The organism is uncultured Parasphingorhabdus sp., from assembly GCF_963975735.1.
GTDB lineage: Bacteria > Pseudomonadota > Alphaproteobacteria > Sphingomonadales > Sphingomonadaceae > Parasphingorhabdus.
Window position 1 is genome coordinate 1 of sequence record NZ_CAXBIA010000021.1, and the last position, 18,646, is coordinate 18,646.

General features: G+C 57.1%; 13 protein-coding genes. 11 read left to right on the forward strand and 2 right to left on the reverse strand.

Annotated features, from left to right (window positions below):
* The first annotated feature begins 199 nt into the window (after positions 1–199).
* From AACZ86_RS15240 to AACZ86_RS15275, 8 genes are all read left to right on the forward strand, one after another.
* On the forward strand, positions 200–601 hold the full coding sequence (locus AACZ86_RS15240) for a c-type cytochrome (protein WP_339694062.1): 402 nt from the start codon (positions 200–202) through the stop codon (positions 599–601).
* 492 nt (positions 602–1,093) lie between these two features.
* Positions 1,094–4,207 (forward strand): TonB-dependent receptor, encoded by a 3,114-nt coding sequence (locus AACZ86_RS15245; RefSeq protein WP_339694064.1) that lies wholly within the window; start codon positions 1,094–1,096, stop codon positions 4,205–4,207.
* Positions 4,208–4,491: 284 nt separating this feature from the next.
* Entirely contained in the window at positions 4,492–5,325 is an 834-nt protein-coding gene (locus AACZ86_RS15250; RefSeq protein WP_339694068.1) for a sterol desaturase family protein, read from the forward strand.
* Between the two features lie 103 nt (positions 5,326–5,428).
* Positions 5,429–7,579, forward strand: coding sequence for an FAD-dependent oxidoreductase (locus AACZ86_RS15255; protein WP_339694071.1), 2,151 nt, complete (start codon positions 5,429–5,431; stop codon positions 7,577–7,579).
* The gene (locus AACZ86_RS15260; protein ID WP_339694074.1) at positions 7,576–8,844 is read left to right on the forward strand and encodes a nucleoside transporter C-terminal domain-containing protein; all 1,269 of its coding nucleotides are present in this window, start codon (positions 7,576–7,578) and stop codon (positions 8,842–8,844) included. The genes AACZ86_RS15255 and AACZ86_RS15260 overlap by 4 nt, the downstream gene beginning before the upstream one ends.
* Before the next feature lie 26 nt (positions 8,845–8,870).
* Positions 8,871–9,473, forward strand: coding sequence for a CDP-alcohol phosphatidyltransferase family protein (locus tag AACZ86_RS15265; RefSeq protein WP_339694077.1), 603 nt, complete (start codon positions 8,871–8,873; stop codon positions 9,471–9,473).
* Between the two features lie 68 nt (positions 9,474–9,541).
* Entirely contained in the window at positions 9,542–10,543 is a 1,002-nt protein-coding gene (locus tag AACZ86_RS15270) for a low specificity L-threonine aldolase (protein ID WP_339694080.1), read from the forward strand.
* Positions 10,540–11,478 carry a DMT family transporter gene (locus tag AACZ86_RS15275; RefSeq protein ID WP_339694083.1) on the forward strand — a complete coding sequence of 313 codons (939 nt, stop codon included), beginning with the start codon at positions 10,540–10,542 and terminating at the stop codon, positions 11,476–11,478. The genes AACZ86_RS15270 and AACZ86_RS15275 overlap by 4 nt, the downstream gene beginning before the upstream one ends.
* 3 nt (positions 11,479–11,481) lie before the next feature.
* On the opposite strand, the gene AACZ86_RS15280 is transcribed toward AACZ86_RS15275, so the two are convergent.
* Together AACZ86_RS15280 and AACZ86_RS15285 are read right to left on the reverse strand one after the other, a co-directional pair.
* A complete protein-coding gene (locus AACZ86_RS15280; protein ID WP_339694086.1) occupies positions 11,482–12,282 on the reverse strand; it encodes an SDR family oxidoreductase in 801 nt (266 codons plus the stop codon).
* A gap of 6 nt (positions 12,283–12,288) precedes the next feature.
* Complete coding sequence (locus AACZ86_RS15285) at positions 12,289–13,584, reverse strand: M48 family metallopeptidase (protein ID WP_339694089.1); 1,296 nt, start codon at positions 13,582–13,584, stop codon at positions 12,289–12,291.
* A 102-nt stretch (positions 13,585–13,686) separates the two neighbouring features.
* Between AACZ86_RS15285 and pepN the strand changes: the two genes are divergently transcribed.
* From pepN to AACZ86_RS15300, 3 genes are all read left to right on the forward strand, one after another.
* Positions 13,687–16,284 (forward strand): aminopeptidase N, encoded by a 2,598-nt coding sequence (gene pepN / locus AACZ86_RS15290; RefSeq protein WP_339694152.1) that lies wholly within the window; start codon positions 13,687–13,689, stop codon positions 16,282–16,284.
* A complete protein-coding gene (pgeF, locus tag AACZ86_RS15295) occupies positions 16,277–17,038 on the forward strand; it encodes a peptidoglycan editing factor PgeF (RefSeq protein WP_339694092.1) in 762 nt (253 codons plus the stop codon). The genes pepN and pgeF overlap by 8 nt, the downstream gene beginning before the upstream one ends.
* 119 nt (positions 17,039–17,157) lie before the next feature.
* The gene (locus AACZ86_RS15300) at positions 17,158–18,564 is read left to right on the forward strand and encodes a DASS family sodium-coupled anion symporter (RefSeq protein WP_339694094.1); all 1,407 of its coding nucleotides are present in this window, start codon (positions 17,158–17,160) and stop codon (positions 18,562–18,564) included.
* Positions 18,565–18,646 lie beyond the last annotated feature (82 nt).

Genomic DNA, 18,646 nt, shown 5'->3' on the forward strand with positions numbered 1-18,646 from the left:
CTTGAATCAAACTTTGGCCGCGTTGGGAAGGGGCTATTTTTCGAGGTGGCCTATATTATATCAAAAATTATACGGATATCCTGTCCACTATTTCCCTATATTCAGCGCCTGGGAGTGCACGCGATGCGGTAGTTTCCCGTATTGCCAAGCAAGAACATCTGTTTAGGCTCGCATAGCTAACTCGTTAGGAAAAACATCGATGCGACTATTTTTTCTGGGTGCCATTCTTCCGCTTGTCATGACCGGGTGCGCGACAGCGCCAGCAAAGCCGGCGGCCGGAAACAGCAATGCTGTCGGTGATGGTTCCGAACTGCGCCCAGACGCGAATGCCGCAGTCGACGGGCTGGCATTCGCCCAGGCGCGTTGCGCCGGTTGCCACAATGTGACGGGTAGCCAGGCTTCGCCTAACTCCAGCGCGCCACGTTTCGAAAAAATAGCCAATACACGAGGGCTGACCGACGACACATTGAAAGCCTGGCTTCGCGATTCCCACAATTATCCCGGGCAGATGGATTTCGAGATTGATGCGAAACGGATTGACGAACTTGCGGCATATATGCTGACGCTCAAAAGCCCCGATTACCGGCCTGCGATCCAATAATAATAATAATATATATTCGACCCAATTTACCACAGCAGGGCTCTGTTCCCGCTCAAGCTATCTCGGGAGCAATACGCTCGCGTAAATTGATTGTGAGGCGAATGTCGTAAATTTGTGAAGCGCTTTTGTTCACGGCTGGTTCGCACCGAATGTGAAACTAGCAGGGATGCCCGGGCCCCCGACAATCGGGGAGAAAATTCAACATAAAGAATTACCAAGTTTTCTCGCCGTTTCCACCCACCAGTTTCGGCATAGGAATTCCATAGTAACAGCTTTCATCGGATCCCCTTATCTGACGTTTCCGGCTTGTGCTCACTTAGCCTTTCTCACGCGCTCGCCGAAAAGTTGAAATCGCTTCTATTTTTAGTGTGTCGGGGAAATCCAAGGGCAATTTTTCCCCAATAAATATAATGGGGGACTAATATTGTGAGCAGACGAAATAAATATTACTCGCGGACGTCTTTGATATCATTGACCGTAGCGGGCGGGTTATTGAGCGCGGCGACGCCGGGCTATGCCGAATCTGAGCAATCAAGAGCCATTACCGCTGAAACTGAAGCTGAGAATGACGCGGCGGTCGATGCTGATACCATTGTGGTAACAGGTTCTCGCATCCAATCGATTAATCAGGAAACAAGTGTACCGGTCGTTACGTTCGATGCTGAATCAATTTACGAAACCGGCAAAGTCGCGCTCGGCGATATTCTGAATGAATTGCCGTCACTACGGACGACTTTCAGCCAGGCGAACTCAACCCGCTTCATTGGAACCGCTGGGGTGAACTTCCTTGATTTGCGCGGTTTGGGCACCCAGAGCACGCTTGTGCTGCAAAACGGCCGGCGACATGTTTCCGCCTCACCGGGTATTTTCAGAGTAGACGTCAACACCATTCCAACCGATCTTGTTGAACGGATTGATATCGTTACCGGTGGTACATCTGCTGTATATGGGTCAGATGCCGTAGCCGGCGTCGTGAACTTTGTTTTGAAAGATAATTTTGAAGGCATTCAGGCACGGTTTCGTACCGGTATCAGTTCCCGTAAAGATCGCGGCACAATTTCCGCTGCTTTGACAGCGGGCCAAAACTTTGGGGATGATCGCGGTAACATCGCATTTTCTGCTGAATATAACCGTTCCGATGAACTGAACTACCTTGATCGTCCAGAGATTTCAGGTGCCTATAGCGGTCGGACACAGCTGCAGTTCAATGAAGATCCATCGAACGAAACTGACGGTAGTGACGGCATTCCAGACCGTGTTTTGCGGACAAATGTCATTAGCCTGGGGTCATCCTTCGGCGGTACATTTGTCGCTTCATCAGGTGCGGCTAACGTGAATGGTGCTTGTGCAAACGCCACTGGTTGTATTGGTGCTGTAGGTCCGGCTACGGGAACCAACGGCGTCCCTCGCGTATTTCGTTTTTTGCCCAATGGTACGCTTGTAGAAGCCAATTATGGGGAGGATCTCCGCGTCCAGACGGGACGGGCGACGGGTAACCAGATTGGCGGCGACGGCAACACCGCGCGGCAATATGGCCAGTTCGCGCCTTTCGTAGAACGCTTCGGTATAAACGCACTTGGACATTATGATATTTCAGATGCCTTCGTTCCTTATTTTGAAGCGAAATATGTCAAATATAATATTTTCCAGCAATCTTCACCAACCTTTGCCAGCGGCGGGACACAAACGGGTTCGGTAGCTGCTCAAACCGGCTTCACAACCAACAGCACGGGTATTCCTATCCGGCTCGACAACCCGTATCTCAACCCTCAGGCAGCAGCGCTTATACGTTCTACATTGCCAGCAGGACAGACAGCGTTCCGTTTGCAACGTACCAACATAGATTTCGGTAGCCGGGAAGAAACCGGTGACCGTGAAACCTATCGCGGCGTACTCGGGGTGAAAGGTCAGTTTAATGATGACTGGCGCTATGATATTTCCGCTAACTATGGAAAGTTCAAACAAGATCTGCTTTCCAATAACAACCGCATCCAGCAACGTTTCCGCCTATCCGTGGATGCGGCGCTCAACGCAGCGGGGCAGATTGTCTGTCGCTCACAATTGCCCGGTGTGGTAACGCCAATACCGACCAATGCGGGCGATGCCGCGGCGCTAGCGGCCGATATCGCGGCTTGTGTTCCGGTCAATCTGTTCGGTCAGGGTGCTCCAAGCCAGACAGCGCTGGATTATTTCAATGCCGACACACGATCGATCCAGAAGCACGAGCAGTTTGTTGTATCCGGCTTTCTGACCGGCGACACGTCTGATTGGTTTGAACTGCCGGGCGGACCTGTGGGCTTTGCGGTCGGCGGTGAATGGCGTCAGGAAGACGGCTTCCGCGACTTTGGCGATCTTGTTGTGCAAGGACGTACATTTTTGACCGCGATATCCCGCTTCACGCCGCCTGAAAAATTCGAAGTCAAGGAAGCGTTTGGCGAGTTGAATATTCCCATTCTCGCGGACATTCCATTCTTCAATGAGCTCTCGATTCAGGGTGCTGTCCGCGTTGCCGATTATAAAGGCGCAGTTGGAACGGTTCTGGCGTGGAATGCTGGCGGTAGCTGGGCTCCCGTTCGAGATATCCGGTTCCGCGGCAACTATGCAGTATCAGTTCGCGCTCCAACGCAGTTCGATCTGTACGCCCAGCCCGGTCAAAACTTTGGTACCTTGGGTGATCCGTGTGATGTCATCAACATCAGCAATGGTACGTCCAGCCGTGCTGCCAACTGTCTCGCAGCCGGGATACCAGTTGGCTTTGTCAACGCGCCAGCGCGGGCATCGAGCACGGCTTTCTCGGTTGGTGGCAACCCATTTTTGACGGAGGAAACGTCAAAATCACTGACATTGGGGGTCGTTTTGCAACCTCGCTTCGTTCCGGGATTGACCGTGAGCGTGGATTATTATGACATTGAAATCAAAGATGTTATCGGTTCGCCATCTGCGCAGCAAATTTTGAACAACTGCTATGATGGCACGTCGCTGAACAATCCTTTCTGCGCCGTTATCCGCCGCGATTCGGCGACCAACTTCTTTTCGACTACCGCACCGGACTTTGGTCTTATTCAGGGCGGTATCAACTTTGCAGCCGCCAAAGCCCGCGGCGTTGATTTTGAAGTCGCCTATCAACGTCAACTTGAAGGCATTGGCCGGTTTAATGCCCGCGCTGTTGGTACCTATGTCATCCAGCGTGATGACTTCCCGTTTGTCAACGAACCAACCCGACCTGACCAGATTCTTCTGGAGCTTGGCGATCCCCGGCTTCAGGTCAATGGATCTCTGAACCTGAAAACGGATGGTGGTGTAACATTTGGCTATCAGGTCCGGTATATCAGCAAACAGGCCGTTACCGCGATTGAAGATCTGCGGACTGTAGATGGTCGTCCGGCGCAAAATGCCGACTTTGCTGATTTCGAGTTCTACAAAGCGGCTTGGTATCACGATTTCCGGATCGGCGCGGATATTGGCGAGAAGCTCAATCTTTACGCTGGCATCGACAACGCGTTCGACCGGTTGCCGCAAGCGGACTTGCTTGGAAATGGCGCTGGTGATGGTATTTACGACAATATCGGACGCTATTTTTATGTTGGTGCGAAAGTAAAATTTTAGAAGAGAGTTACCCCCAACCGATGCAGCGCGTCTTTCATGGCGCGCTGCTGAGGTGGCGGGCATTTGCAAAAAATCTAAAGACTGAATCCAATGTGGGCCGCTATTAAGCCCGCTAAGTCCAATTTCTGCACATATTGCACCGGACAGGAACGCAATCGCGGGCCATGGCCAATCGAATGCTGCACTCTCTTCGCTATTGAGCTAGAAGACCACTCGGATTGGATAGTTTGATAACGGACATCCGGGAGCAAGACAACGGATATGGCGGAGCAGAAGAATCATTCATGACCGATAGTCTCGCGCAATCCGGCTTGGCGCTGTCTGTGCTCCTGTTCGTGATTTTGGCGGCGCTCGAGGCCATTTTCCCCCGGAAGAAGCGGTCGATGCCGCGCGGCCAGCGCTGGCGGACGAATGTGGTCATCATCATTGTCGACAGCATTGCCTTGAGATTGATGGGCCCGGCCGCGGCAATCGCCGCTGCCAGCTATGCGGCGCAAAATGGTATCGGCCTGTTCAACTGGATCGGTCTGCCGGATTGGCTGGAATTTATTCTTGCCCTCATAATATTCGATCTGGCGATCTATGCGCAGCATGTGATCAGCCATAAGGTTCCGTTGCTGTGGGCGCTTCATAAGGTCCATCATGCCGATCGGGATATCGACGTCACAACAGCCGTCCGCTTTCATCCGTTCGAGATTATCCTGTCGATGTTGTACAAGTGCGTTCTGGTATTTCTGCTTGGCCCGTCGGTGTTCGCGGTATTCCTGTTCGCGCTGCTGCTCAATCTCTTTGCGATGTTCAATCACGCGAATTTGCGCTTGCCGCTTTCGGTCGACGGGATTTTGCGGCTGTTCGTAGTGACGCCGGACATGCACCGCGTTCATCATTCGACCGTGGTCGAGGAAACCGACAGCAATTTCGGGTTCAGCATCGCTTTGTGGGATCGGCTATTCGGCACTTACACGGCGCAGCCAGCCGCTGGTCATGATGATGTCGTCATCGGTCTCGACGAATATCAATCCGATCATCCGAACGAGCTTTGGTGGAGCCTCCTGCTTCCGTTTCATGATCGCTATCGTTCGAAAGAGCGGTCCGGTTACAAAAGAAATTCTACATGACCCGCTAAATACGCTGGGTTCCAAAGCGGTTAGAAGGTCCATATAGGAGGATTTCTAAATAGCCGACCATTGCAGCGGAGCCCCGTCGGGCAGAAAGTTCCAGATGAAAAAAATACTGATCCTTGTTCTTTTTGCCATTGCCGTGGCCAGCTTCTTCTATTTTGATTTGGGGTCGCAGCTGACACTGGCCAATCTGAAAGAGCAGCAGGCCGCTTTTGATGAGCAATATCAGGCTGCTCCGTTCCTGATCATCGCGGCTTTCTTTCTGATCTATGTGGTAACGACGGCGGCCTCCTTGCCCGGTGCGCTGATCCTGACCCTGGCAGCGGGCGCGCTCTTTGGCGTGCTTGTCGGCACGATCATTGTTTCCTTCGCTTCTTCCATCGGGGCGACCATCGCCTTTCTTTCGTCACGCTATCTGTTCCGCGATGCGGTTAAATCCCGTTTCGGAGACCGGTTGAAGGCGATTGATCGCGGTGTTGAAAAAGACGGGCCTTTCTATCTGCTGACTCTCCGCCTGGTGCCGGTCTTCCCCTTCTTCCTGATCAACCTGTTGATGGGGCTGACCGCGATCAAGGCGCGGACATTTTATATCGTCAGCCAGATCGGCATGTTGCTCGGCACGCTGGTTTACGTCAACGCCGGTACGCAGCTCGCCAATATCGAGCAAGTCAGCGACATCGGTTCACCGGGCCTGTTGCTCTCCTTCGCTGCACTCGGCATAACGCCGTGGATCGGCAAGTGGATCGTGTCCCGGATCAAGCGCCGGAAAGTCTATGCCGACTATAGCAAACCTAAGAAATATGACCGCAATCTGGTCGTCATCGGCGCCGGTGCCGCCGGATTGGTTTCTTCCTATATTGCCGCGACCGTCAAGGCCAAGGTGACCCTCGTTGAAGCCGGCGAGATGGGCGGTGATTGTCTCAACTATGGCTGCGTACCCAGCAAGGCGCTGATCAAGAGCGCCAAGGTTGCCCAGCAGATGCGCCATGCCGATGCCTACGGGCTGCAGAAGACCGACCCGCAATATAGTTTCAAGGCGGTGATGCAGCGCATCCACAAGGTCATCGCGGAGATTGCCCCGCATGACAGCGTCGAGCGCTATACCGGACTGGGTGTCGATGTCGTCAAAGGCTATGCCAAGATCATCGATCCGTGGACGGTCGAGATAAAGCGCAATGATGGCGAGACCCAGCGGCTGACCACCCGTTCGATCATCGTCGCAACCGGCGGCGCACCGTTCGTTCCGCCGCTGCCCGGTCTCGATGATGTCGGCTATGTCACCAGCGATACTTTGTGGGAAGAATTCGCCAAGCTCGACGATATTCCGAAGCGGATGATCATCCTCGGCGGCGGCCCTATCGGTTCCGAATTGAGTCAGGCCTTTGCGCGCTTGGGATCGCAAGTCATACAAATCGAACGCGGAAGCCGCTTGCTGTCGCGCGAAGACGAAGATGTTTCTGCGCTTGCCAAGGCCGCGCAGCAAGCGTCCGGCGTCGACGTGCGGACGGATCATGAAGCGCTCCGCTGTGAGTTGGTGAATGGTGAAAAGCGGCTGATCGTCAGCGCGGACGGCAAGGAACAGGCGATCGTTTTTGACGCTCTGGTCATTGCTGTCGGACGTTCGGCACGGATGTCAGGCTTTGGCCTGGAAGATCTGGGCATCGAGACCGGCCGGACCATCGTTACCGATGATATCCTCGCGACCTCTTATCCCAATATCTTCGCCGCAGGCGACGTTGCCGGCCCCTATCAATTCACCCATGTTGCTTCGCATCAGGCCTGGTACGCGTCGGTCAACGCCCTGTTCGGGCAGTTCCGCACGTTCAAGGCCGACTATCGGGTCATTCCCTGGACGACCTTCATCGATCCGGAAATTGCCCGCGTCGGTCTGAACGAACAGGAAGCCAAAGAACAGGATATCGCCCATGAGGTGACCATCTACCAGATGCACGAACTGGATCGGGCAATCGCCGAAAGCGCGACCCAGGGCTTTGTCAAAGTCCTGACCCCTCCGGGCAAGGACAAGATTCTCGGCGTAACGATTGTCGGCGATCATGCCGGAGAATTGCTCGCTGAATATGTTCTGGCGATGAAATACAAGCTCGGCCTCAACAAGATACTGGGTACGATCCACACTTATCCCACCATGGCGGAAGCCAATAAATATGCGGCGGGCGAGTGGAAGCGGGCCCACGCGCCGGAAGGTCTGCTCCGCCTGGTCGAGCGCTATCACAGCTGGATGCGCGGATGATCAGCATCTTGCAGCAGGGTCAGGGGCTGATCGGTCTGACGCTGATCCTGCTGTTCGTCTGGGCGATATCGGAAAACCGCAAGGACCGGCCAAGCTGGAAATGGATCGGCGGAGCGCTGTTGCACCAGCTGACTATCGCGCTGGTCATCGTCCGGGTGCCCTTCGTCTGGGAAATCATCGGTCTCGCCAACCAGGGCGTGATGGCGATTGAAAAAGCCAGCCTGGTCGGATCATCCTATATGTTCGGCTATGCCGGCGGGGCGGAATTGCCCTTCGTGCTGAAAGAAGGCGCGCAGCCGCCGCTGATCATTGCATTCCAGATTCTGCCTCTGGTCATCGTGTTCTCGGCATTGTCGGCCTTGCTGTGGCACTGGGGCGTGCTCGCGTGGATTGTCCGCGGTCTGTCCTGGGCGCTGCGCAAGACCATGGGCGTCAGCGGTGTGGTTGGCCTTAGCGGCGGCGCGAATATCTTTCTCGGCGTGGTAGAATCGCCCTTGGTATTGCGGGCCTATTTCGAGAAGATGAGCCGGGGCGAATTGTTCATGGTCATGGTGCTGCCGATGGCGACCATCTCGGGAGCGATCCTGATCCTCTACGCCTCGACCCTGTCGCAGGCGGTTCCCAACGCGGTCGGTCATATGATCTCCGCATCGCTGATCTCGCTGCCAGCCGCGATACTGGTCGCCCGCCTGATGGTGCCGGGTAACGGCAAGACCGAGACCAGCGACAAGCAGCCGGGGCTGAAATATGACGGCAGCATCGACGCACTCGTGCGCGGAACCATGGAAGGCGTGCAGGTCTTCCTTGCGGTAATCGGGATCATCCTGGTGGTGTTCGCGCTGGTCGCTCTGGTCGACCAGATATTGACGATCCTGCCTTATGTCGACGGTCAGGCGGTGACCATCAAACGTGCCTTCGGCTGGCTGTTCGCGCCGCTGATGTGGACGCTCGGCGTGCCTTGGGAGCAGGCACCTGCTGCTGGCGCTCTGATGGGGACCAAGACGATCCTCAACGAATATGTTGCCTATCTCGATCTGGCCGCGATCCCCGAGGGGACATTTGATCCGCGCAGCCAGTTGATCGTCGTCTACGCGCTTTGCGGTTTCGCCAATCTTGCCAGCGTCGGCTTGCTGGTCTCGACCATCGGAACGCTCGCGCCGTCGCGCCGGGCGGAGGTTGCAGGACTGGGTGTGAAAAGCTGGATCGCCGGCAATTGCGCCACCGCCATGACCGGCGCGGTAATCGGCCTTGTCACTCTTGTCTGATGGCTCGCAATCTAGGAGGATGACCCATGTTTGATTCCCGTCTCCGCCCGATCATCGATCCCCCGCTCAACGCGCTGGGCGCGCGGATGGCGCGCATCGGTCTGACCGCCAATCAGGTAACGCTGGCGGGCGGCGCGGTGGGCATTGGCGCGGGCGTAGCGATCGGGTTTCAATATTATCTCCCCGGTCTGGTCCTGCTTTTGTTCAGCCGCCTGTTCGACGGGCTCGACGGCGCCATCGCGCGGGCTACGAAACAGACCGATTTTGGCGGCTATCTCGATATTGTCAGCGATTTTGCTTTCTATATCGCGGTGCCGATCGGCTTTGGTTTTGCTGCGCCCGCCAATCTTCCCTTCGCGCTGATACTGGTCGGCAGCTTCACCCTGACCGGGATCAGCTTCCTCGCTTATGCGGTGATGGCGGCCAAAAGGGGACTGGAAACCGAAGCCCACGGCAAGAAGAGCTTCTTCTATAATACCGGCCTCGCCGAGGGCACCGAGACTATCACCGCTTTTGTGCTGATGTGCCTGTTTCCGCAATATTTCGCCATCATCGCTGCGATCTACTCGGCGATGTGCTTGATCACGGTAATCCAGCGGACCATCGCTGCGAAAGTCGATTTCCCCTGAAAGCTCGGTAAGGCCTCTCGCATCCATCATATCTTGACGCGCCAGAAGCTCTGAGCCATGCGCTGCCCATGCGATTTTTCTCTGATAATGCTGCGTCTGTGCACCCCAAGCTGCTGGAATCGCTGGTCGAAGCCAATGGGCAGGACACCGCCTATGACGGCGACAGGCTGAGCGGGCAACTTAACGGCGCTTTCTCCGACCTGTTCGAAACCGAGGTTGAAGCCTTGTGGGTGGCGACCGGCACGGCCGCCAATTCGCTGGCGCTGGCCGCGATGTGCCAACCGCATCAGGGCGTGATCTGCCACCGCGAAGCCCATATCGAGCAGGACGAGGCCGGAGCGCCCGGTTTCTTCACCGGCGGTGCCAAGCTGATGCTGCTCGACGGCGAGGGGGCAAAGCTCTCGCCGGAAAGCGTCGAGGCTTATTGCGCGGCGATCCGCGACGACGTTCATCAGGTCCAGCCTGCTGCCGTTTCAATCACCAATGCCAGCGAATGCGGCATGATCTATCGCCCTGATGAAGTCGCTGGCCTCGCCGAAATCTGCAAGGCGCGCGGTCTCGGTCTGCATATGGACGGCGCACGCTTTGCCAATGCGGTTGCGACGCTCGGCTGCTCGCCCGCCGACCTGACGTGGAAAGCGGGCGTTGATGCGCTCAGCTTTGGTTTTGTGAAAAATGGCGGGATGAGCGCGGAGGCCTTGATATTCTTTGATCGTGAATTGACCGCCGATACTCATTATCGCCGCAAGCGTGCAGGGCATTTGCAGTCCAAGGGCCGTTATCTCGCAGCGCAGATATTGGCGATGCTCGATAATGATCTGTGGCTCGACAATGCCAGCGCTGCCAATGAAGGCGCGCAGATCATTGCCAAGGCGGCTGGCGACCGATTGATCTATCCGGTCGAAGCGAACGAGGTCTTCATCAAATTGTCGGCTGATGAAGCGGCGCATTTGCGCAGCATCGGCTTTGACTTCTACGACTGGGGCGCAGGGCAGGCGCGGCTGGTGACCAGCTGGAACCAGCGCGCCGAGGATATCCGTCCGCTTGCCGAGGCGATCACTTCCTTATGAACGCCGGTGACGAGAGCGAGCCAAGCCTCCTCGCCCCGCGCATTTTGATACCGTTCCTGCTGGTCTCGCTGATCTGGGGATCGACCTGGCTGGTGATCAAGGACCAGATTTCGCAAGTGCCACCCAGCTGGTCGGTCAGCTACCGGTTCATAATCGCCGCCGCCGCCATGTTCGTGCTGGTTGCCTATAAACGGCTGTCGTTCCGGCTCGACCGCACCGGCTATCTGTTCGCTCTCATTCTCGGGCTGTTCCAGTTCAGCTTCAATTTCAACTTTGTCTATAATGCCGAACTGTTCATCACCTCGGGACTGGTCGCGGTATTGTTTGCGCTGTTGATGGTGCCCAACGCGATAATGGGCCGGATATTTCTCGGCCACAAGATATCCGGCGCTTTTCTGGGCGGCTCCGCCATTGCGGCGGTCGGCATAGCGCTGCTGTTCTGGCACGAATATCGTGCTTCGCCGGCAAGCCTCGAACAGGTGCTGATCGGTGCAGCGCTGGCGTTAGGCGGAATCATGTCGGCTTCGATTGCCAATGTCATGCAGGCCGGCGAGCGGCTCAAATCCTATCCGATCATCACCGTCCTTGCCTGGGCGATGCTGTTTGGCGCGCTCATCAATGTCGCGCTGTCCTGGATTACCGTCGGTCCGCCAGTCTATGAAATGCGCGCTGCCTATTGGGGCGGTATCGTCTATCTCGGCGTTATCGGCTCGGTCGTCACCTTCCCGCTCTATTTCTCGATGATCCGCGAAATCGGACCGGGCAAGGCGGCCTATTCCAGCGTATTGGTGCCGGTGGTGGCGATGATATTGTCGACGATATTCGAGGATTATGTCTGGACCTGGCTGCCGGCTGGCGGCGCGGTACTGGCGATGCTCGGACTGCTGGTGGCGCTGCGGGCGCGCAAGCCGAAGACTCCCCGCATTTCTGCCTGAGCATTAGTCGAGCAGCGACTGCAGTCCCGATTTATAATCCGGATATCGTGGCTCCCAATTCAGCAGCCGCTTCGCCTTGCCATTGGCAACCCGGCGGTTCTCTTCATAGAAACCCAGCGCAGCCTTCGACAGATTGGCATCTTCGAGCGATAGCAACGGCGGGACTTCCATGCCCAACAGCCGCGCGGCATGGGCGATTACCTGATGCTGGGGCGCGGGCATATCATCCGAAATATTATAAGCGCCTGCCTGCCCCTCGAACGATGCGATCACGGCGCTGACAATATCATCGACATGAATACGGCTGAACACCTGTCCCGGCATATCCACGCGCCTGGCCTTGCCGCTGCGGACGCGGGTCAGCGGGCTGCGGCCCGGACCATATATGCCGGGCAGGCGGAAGACGTGGATATCGCCGCGCAAATTCTGCCAGTTCTGATCGGCATCGCTACGCGCCTTGCGGCGGCCCGAACCGATGGGCGCGCTCTCGTCTACCCATGCACCATCGACGTCGCCATAGACGCCGGTCGCGGAGAGATAGCCGCACCATCGTAGCGAGGTTGACGCAATTGCTTCGCCATAAAGGTCGATGACCGGTTCGCTGTCATCGCGGGCCGGAGGCACAGAAGACAATATATGGGTCGCGGATTCTATCGCAGCCAGCACGGATGGGGCATCATCGAAAGCCAAGGCGCCATCCTGCGCTTCGCGGCGCGTGCCAATCACCTCCCAGCCATCGGCTCGCATCCGCTGCGCCAGCCGCGAGGCGGTATAGCCCATTCCGAAGATCAGCATGCGTGGCATCGCTAGCTACTCTTTCTCCAGCTTGCCCGGGTTTAGCATCACCGGATTTTCGACATTGTCGGCTTTCCACTGCATCGCCATCCGTACCCGCGTGGCGCCGGAGGGGTGATCAAAGAACAGCATTTCCTCAACCGGTCCCGGTTCGATCTTGCGATATTCCGACAATCGCATCGACACTTTGGCAAAGCCGTCCGGTTCTTTGGCCGTATCCAGCCCGAATTGGTCGGCGTCGCTTTCGGTAATCCTGACCAGACTATTGAGCGCCGGCGTCGCGGCGAAGAAATAGGCGGTCAGGATGAGGCTGAGCAACGGAATGGCCGCGGGATCGGACATGTTCCGGATGCCCCATTTCGCGCCATGGCGTTCGATCAGCCGGGGCGCGAGCCGCGCGATTACGAACAGTCCGAAGCCGATGATCAGAGCCAGAATGAATATCGTCCGCCAGATATGGCCAAGAACATAATGACCCAGTTCATGCCCCATTACCGCCGCGACTTCTTCCGGATCGGTACGTTCGAGCAGATTGTCGTTTAGCGATATTCGGATCGTCGGTCCGATACCGGAAACATTGGCTGATATTCTCTTATGCTGCTTGGACTGGTCGAACACATAAATATTGTCAGCCGGAATATCATATTCGGCCGCCATGGCGACTATCTTGTCGCGCATCGGCCCTTCCGCCATCTCCTGATAGTCGTTGAACAGAGGTGAAATGAACACCGGCCCGAGCATCATTCCGATAAACAGAAAGATCGAAACCACGCCGGTTCCCCATAGCCACCATGTCTTGGGCGCGCGCCGGATCACCGCGAAGATCGCCATGATCAGCAGCGGAAAGATAATCAGAGAGATCACGAGACCGATCATTTGCTCGCCGAACCAGTCGCCAAAATCCTGACTCATCAGACCATATTGCTGTTCCCGGAAAAAGGCAGTGTAGATGGTCCATGGCAGGGTGATCAGAAAGCCGGCAATGACATAAGGGAATGTATAGAGCGCGGATTGCAGCCATTTTCTGCTGGTCACCCGTTCGGCCCAGTCCCGGAAGCGAGCCGACAGGCGCGACTGCAGGATCAGGAAATCGACCAATATGCCGACGACGGCACCCCACAGGATCAGCCAATAGCCGCCCTCGAAATAGCTGTTGGATTTTTCCAGTTCGGCACCCTGCAACGTGTCGATATAGGCACGGCTGGCCTGTTCGACGTCGAAGGCTGCAGCCCGGGGTTGCGCGAAAAGCATTTCTGCCGGCAGACCGGCGATCAACAGGACGGCGATAAAGAACAGCAATAATCTGGACATGATCCACTCCCTTTTGCCCCAGCCATAAACGCAATTGCGCGGGGTGCAAATGGCTCTTATGGCAAGCCCATGTTAGATATTCAAAAAGCACCGAATGACGAAATGGCCGATGCCGCGCCAGCCCCCAAGGATCCGGCCACCATCCGCCGCGAGGATTACCGGCCACCGGCCTGGTTCATTCCGGAAGTCGAACTCGATTTCCAGCTTGATCTGGAGCGGACTGTGGTGCGCTCGAAGCTGGATGTGCGGCGGTCGAAAAGTGCCAAAGCCGATGAACCCCTTGTCCTGCAGGGCGATGATATCAGCCCGACGTCGGTCAAAGTCGACGGCGAAGCGCGCACCGACTGGACGCTGGTCGACGGCGATCTGGTCCTGCCGCTGAGCGGCGCGGCGCATAGCGTCGAGATCGAGGTCGAACTCGATCCCTCGACCAACACCCAACTGATGGGCCTCTATGGTTCCAACGGAATGCTGTGCACCCAGTGCGAGGCCGAAGGTTTTCGCCGGATCACCTTCGCGCCCGACCGGCCCGATGTGCTGAGCCGCTATCAGGTACGGATGGAAGCCGACAAGGCGAAATTCCCCGTGCTGCTGTGCAATGGCGACAAGGTCGCCGAAGGCGACGGCGAAAATGGCCGTCACTGGGTGCAGTGGAATGATCCCTGGCCCAAGCCGAGCTATCTCTTCGCGCTAGTCGCCGGTGATCTGGTCGCCAATAATGACAGTTTCACCACCCGTTCGGGCAAGCCGGTCGAGCTCAATATCTGGGTCCGCGACGGCGATCTCGATCGCACCGGCCATGCCATGAAGGCGCTGAAAGACTCGATGCGCTGGGATGAGGAAACCTATGGCCGCGAATATGATCTCGGCCTGTTCAACATTGTCGCGGTCAGCGACTTCAACATGGGCGCGATGGAAAACAAGGGCCTGAATATCTTCAACTCCCGCTATATTCTCGCCGATCCGGAAGTCGCGACCGACGCGGATTTCGACGGTATCGAAGGCGTGGTTGCCCATGAATATTTCCACAACTGGTCTGGCAACCGCGTTACCTGCCGCGACTGGTTCCAGCTCAGTCTGAAGGAAGGCTTTACCGTCTACCGCGACCAGAACTTCTCCGCCGACATGGGTTCGGCGGCGCTGAAGCGGATCGAGGATGTGCGGATCTTGCGTGCGGCCCAGTTCCCGGAAGACGCGGGTCCATTGGCTCATCCGATCCGGCCGGAAAGCTATCAGGAAATCTCCAATTTCTACACCGCCACCATCTATAACAAGGGTGCCGAAGTCATCCGGATGATGAACACGCTGATGGGGCCGGTAAATTTCCGCAAGGGCACCGATCTCTATTTCGACCGGCATGACGGCGAGGCCGCGACCTGCGAGGATTTCGTCACCGCGATGGAAGACGGCGGCGAAATCGATCTGAAACAGTTCCGCAAATGGTATGAAACGCCAGGCACCCCACGGGTGTCCGCGACACTGTCCCACGATCCGGAAACCGGAACCGTCACGATCGAGCTCAAACAGAAAATTGCCCAGAAAGGCGAAAAGCCGGAGGCATCGGAATTGCTGATTCCTCTGCGGACGGCGCTGCTCGATCCGGAAACAGGCGCGCATCAGGGCGAACAGCTGCTGCTGCTCGATCAGGCTGAGCAAAGCTTCGTTCTTGAAGGCTATAAGGATCATCCAATCCTGTCGATCAACCGCGGTTTTTCCGCGCCGATCATCCTGGAAAGCAACCAGACCGCCGAAGAACTGGCCTTCCTTTCGGCCCATGACGACGATCCGTTCGCCCGTTTCGAGGCCGTGCAGCGGCTGATGACCGGCTATCTGACCGCCAGAATCCTGGGTACACCGGTTGACCGTGATATCATCTTGCGGGCCGTGGCGAAAATCCTCGGCGACAAGACTATCGATCCCGCCTTTCTTGCCGAACTGCTTCTGTTGCCCAGCGAAGCCTTTCTCGGTGACCAGATGGCGGAAGTCGATCCGCAGGCGATCCACGAGGAACGCGAAAAATTGCGGGGAAAAATTGCCGTGCAGTTCGAAAAGCAGTTCCGCAAATTGTACAAAAGCTGCTGGCCCGGCGAATTCTCGCTCGATGCCGAAGCGCGGGCGAAGCGCAAATTGCGCAATGTGACGCTTGGCTATCTCGCCGCGTCCTACACCGAGGATGCCGCCGAGCTGGCGTTCGAACAATATCGCGAGGCGGACAATATGACCGCCATGCAGGGCGCGCTGGCTGTATTGTCGCATCTCGAGGCCGAAGAACGTACGATTGCTTTTGATGACTTCTACGCGAAATTCAAAGGCAATGCGCTGGTCCTCGACAAATGGTTCAGCCTGCAGGTGATGTCGATGCGCAGCGATACGCTGAAACGGGTCGAAAGCCTGTCGCGCCATCCCGATTTCACCCTGTCCAATCCCAACCGCGTGCGGGCGCTCTATGGCGCGTTCACCGGCAATGCGGTCCGGTTCCACGATCCGTCGGGCAAGGGCTACCAGATGATCGCCGATATGGTGATCGCGCTGGACAAGCAGAATCCGCAAACCGCAGCGCGCTTCATCCCGCAGCTCGGCCGCTGGCGGCGCTATGAACGCGGACGGTCGGAACTGATGCGGCTGGCGCTGGAGAAAATCGCGGCGCAGCCGGATCTGTCGAAAGACGTTGCCGAACAGGTCCACAAAAGCCTTGCTTGATATTACCAAATCTCCCCAGCTCGACGGCGCGATACATGGTTTTCTCGGCCGGGCAGGGGGCGTTTCGGAAGGGATTTATGCGGGTCTGAATATCGGTCTCGGCAGCGATGATGATCGCGACACCATCATGGAAAACCGCCGGCTGGCGACGGAAGGCGTGTTCCCGGGCAGCGAACTGGTCACCGTGCATCAGGTGCACAGCGCCGATGTCGTGACGGTGACCGGACTTTTGCCGCTCGACCAGCGCCCTCACGCCGACGCGATGGTCACCGACCGGCCGAACCTTTTGCTCGGCATATTGACCGCCGATTGCGTGCCGGTGCTGTTCCATGACGCGCAAGCCAATATAATCGGCGCGGCCCATGCCGGGTGGAAGGGCGCGCTTGGCGGCGTGACCGACAATGTCATCGCGGCAATGGAAAAGCTCGGTTCGGATCGCGCGAATATTGCCTGCGCCATCGGCCCGTGCATCGCGCAGGCCAGCTATGAAGTGGACGCGGCCTTCCGCGCCCGGTTCCTCGACACTGATGCGAACAACGACCGTTTCTTTGCGACGGGTAAAGCGGACCATTTCCAGTTCGATATCGAGGATTATGTGGCGGCGCGGCTTCAAGCGGCGGGCATTTCCATAATTGATAAGCTCGGCCTCGACACCTATGCCAACGAAGACCGCTATTTCAGCTATCGCCGCTCCTGCCATCACGACGAGCCGGGCTACGGACGACAGATTTCGCTGATCGGCCTTGCGGATTAATATTGATTTCCACCGTCACCCCAGCGAAGGCTGGGGCCTGAACCGAACAGGCCGCTAAAAACGGCCGTTCGGTTTTTGCGCCAGTCCATGCTAGCCAGACGAGAAAACGGGGAGAGGGCATGAACGCACAACGTATTGGTCTATTCGCTGGCTTGGCGGTCTTTGTCGCCATGTTGCTCGCACCGACCCCGCAATCGATGTCGACCGAAGCTTGGCATGTCGCCGCGCTGACCCTGTTGATGGCGACGTGGTGGATGACACAGGCGGTGCCGCTGACCGCGACGGCCTTGCTGCCGTTTCTGGCGCTGCCGACCATGGACGTGATGTCCGTCAATGAAACCGCCAACCAATATTATTCGCCGATCCTGTTTCTGATCCTCGGCGGGGCCTTTCTGGCGCTGGCGATTGAAAGGGTCGGCCTGCACAAGCGTCTGGCGCTTGCGATCATCGGCCTGTCCGGTAAAAGTGCGTGGGGCATATTATTCGCGTTCATGATCGCGACGGCCCTGCTCAGCATGCTGATCTCCAACACCTCGTCGACCCTGATCATGATCCCGATTGCGCTGGCGGTACTGGTCGCCGGCGGCGTCAAGGACGGCGAGACCGACGGCTTTGCCGGGGCTCTGGTGATGGGCGTGGCCTTCGCTGCTTCGATCGGCGGGCTGGGCACATTGGTCGGCAGTCCGACCAACGCGATTGCCGCCGGACTGATCAACAAGACACTGGGCATGAATCTCAATTTCCTCAGCTGGCTGAAATTCGGCATCCCGATCGTGGTCATCGGCATCCCCGTTCTCGCGATCATCCTGATTGCTGTTCAGAAGGTCGGGCGGCACAGTTTCGACGGGGTCAAGGCCAAGCTGGCCATCGGTTCGCCGGGGGCATGGAGCGTGCCGGAAAAGCGCGTGGTTCCTGTGGTCGCGCTGGTCGTGCTGGGCTGGCTGTTCCTCCCCCAGATCAAGACCTTGTTCCCCGATGGTGCGTTGCACGACGGCAGTATCGCTATTGTCGGCGGTCTATTGTTGTTCATGCTTCCCGATGGCACCGGCAGACGTCTGCTCAACTGGGACGAAGCCAATCACGCACCGTGGGGCGTGATCATGATGTTCGGCGGCGGGCTGGCGCTGGCGGCCGGGATTATTGAATCCGGTCTGGCAGAGTGGTTGGGCGGAGCGCTCGAACCGCTGAAATCGGTGCCGGTGCTGGTCATCGCTATCGCGCTGGTCGCCCTGGTGATACTCGTCACCGAATTCGCGTCGAACGTTGCAACCGCTAGCGGCATCATGCCGGTGGTCGCCAGCCTGATCCTCGCAACCGGTGTCGATCCGGTGTTGCTGGCGGTACCTGCGGCCATGGCGGCGAGTTGGGGATTCATGTTGCCGTCCGGTACCGGACCCAATGCAATTGCCTGGTCGACCGGTCATGTCGAATTGCCAAAAATGCTGAAATCCGGACTGCTGCTCGATCTTGCCGGCATCCCGATCATAATCGGCTGCGTGTGGGTGGTTTCCATTGTAACCAGTTAATTTTTGAGGCATGACTTCATCCGGATTCATCGCTGTGGAGAGATAGAATATGGCAAAGCAAAATGATCCGACGGCAGCCGTG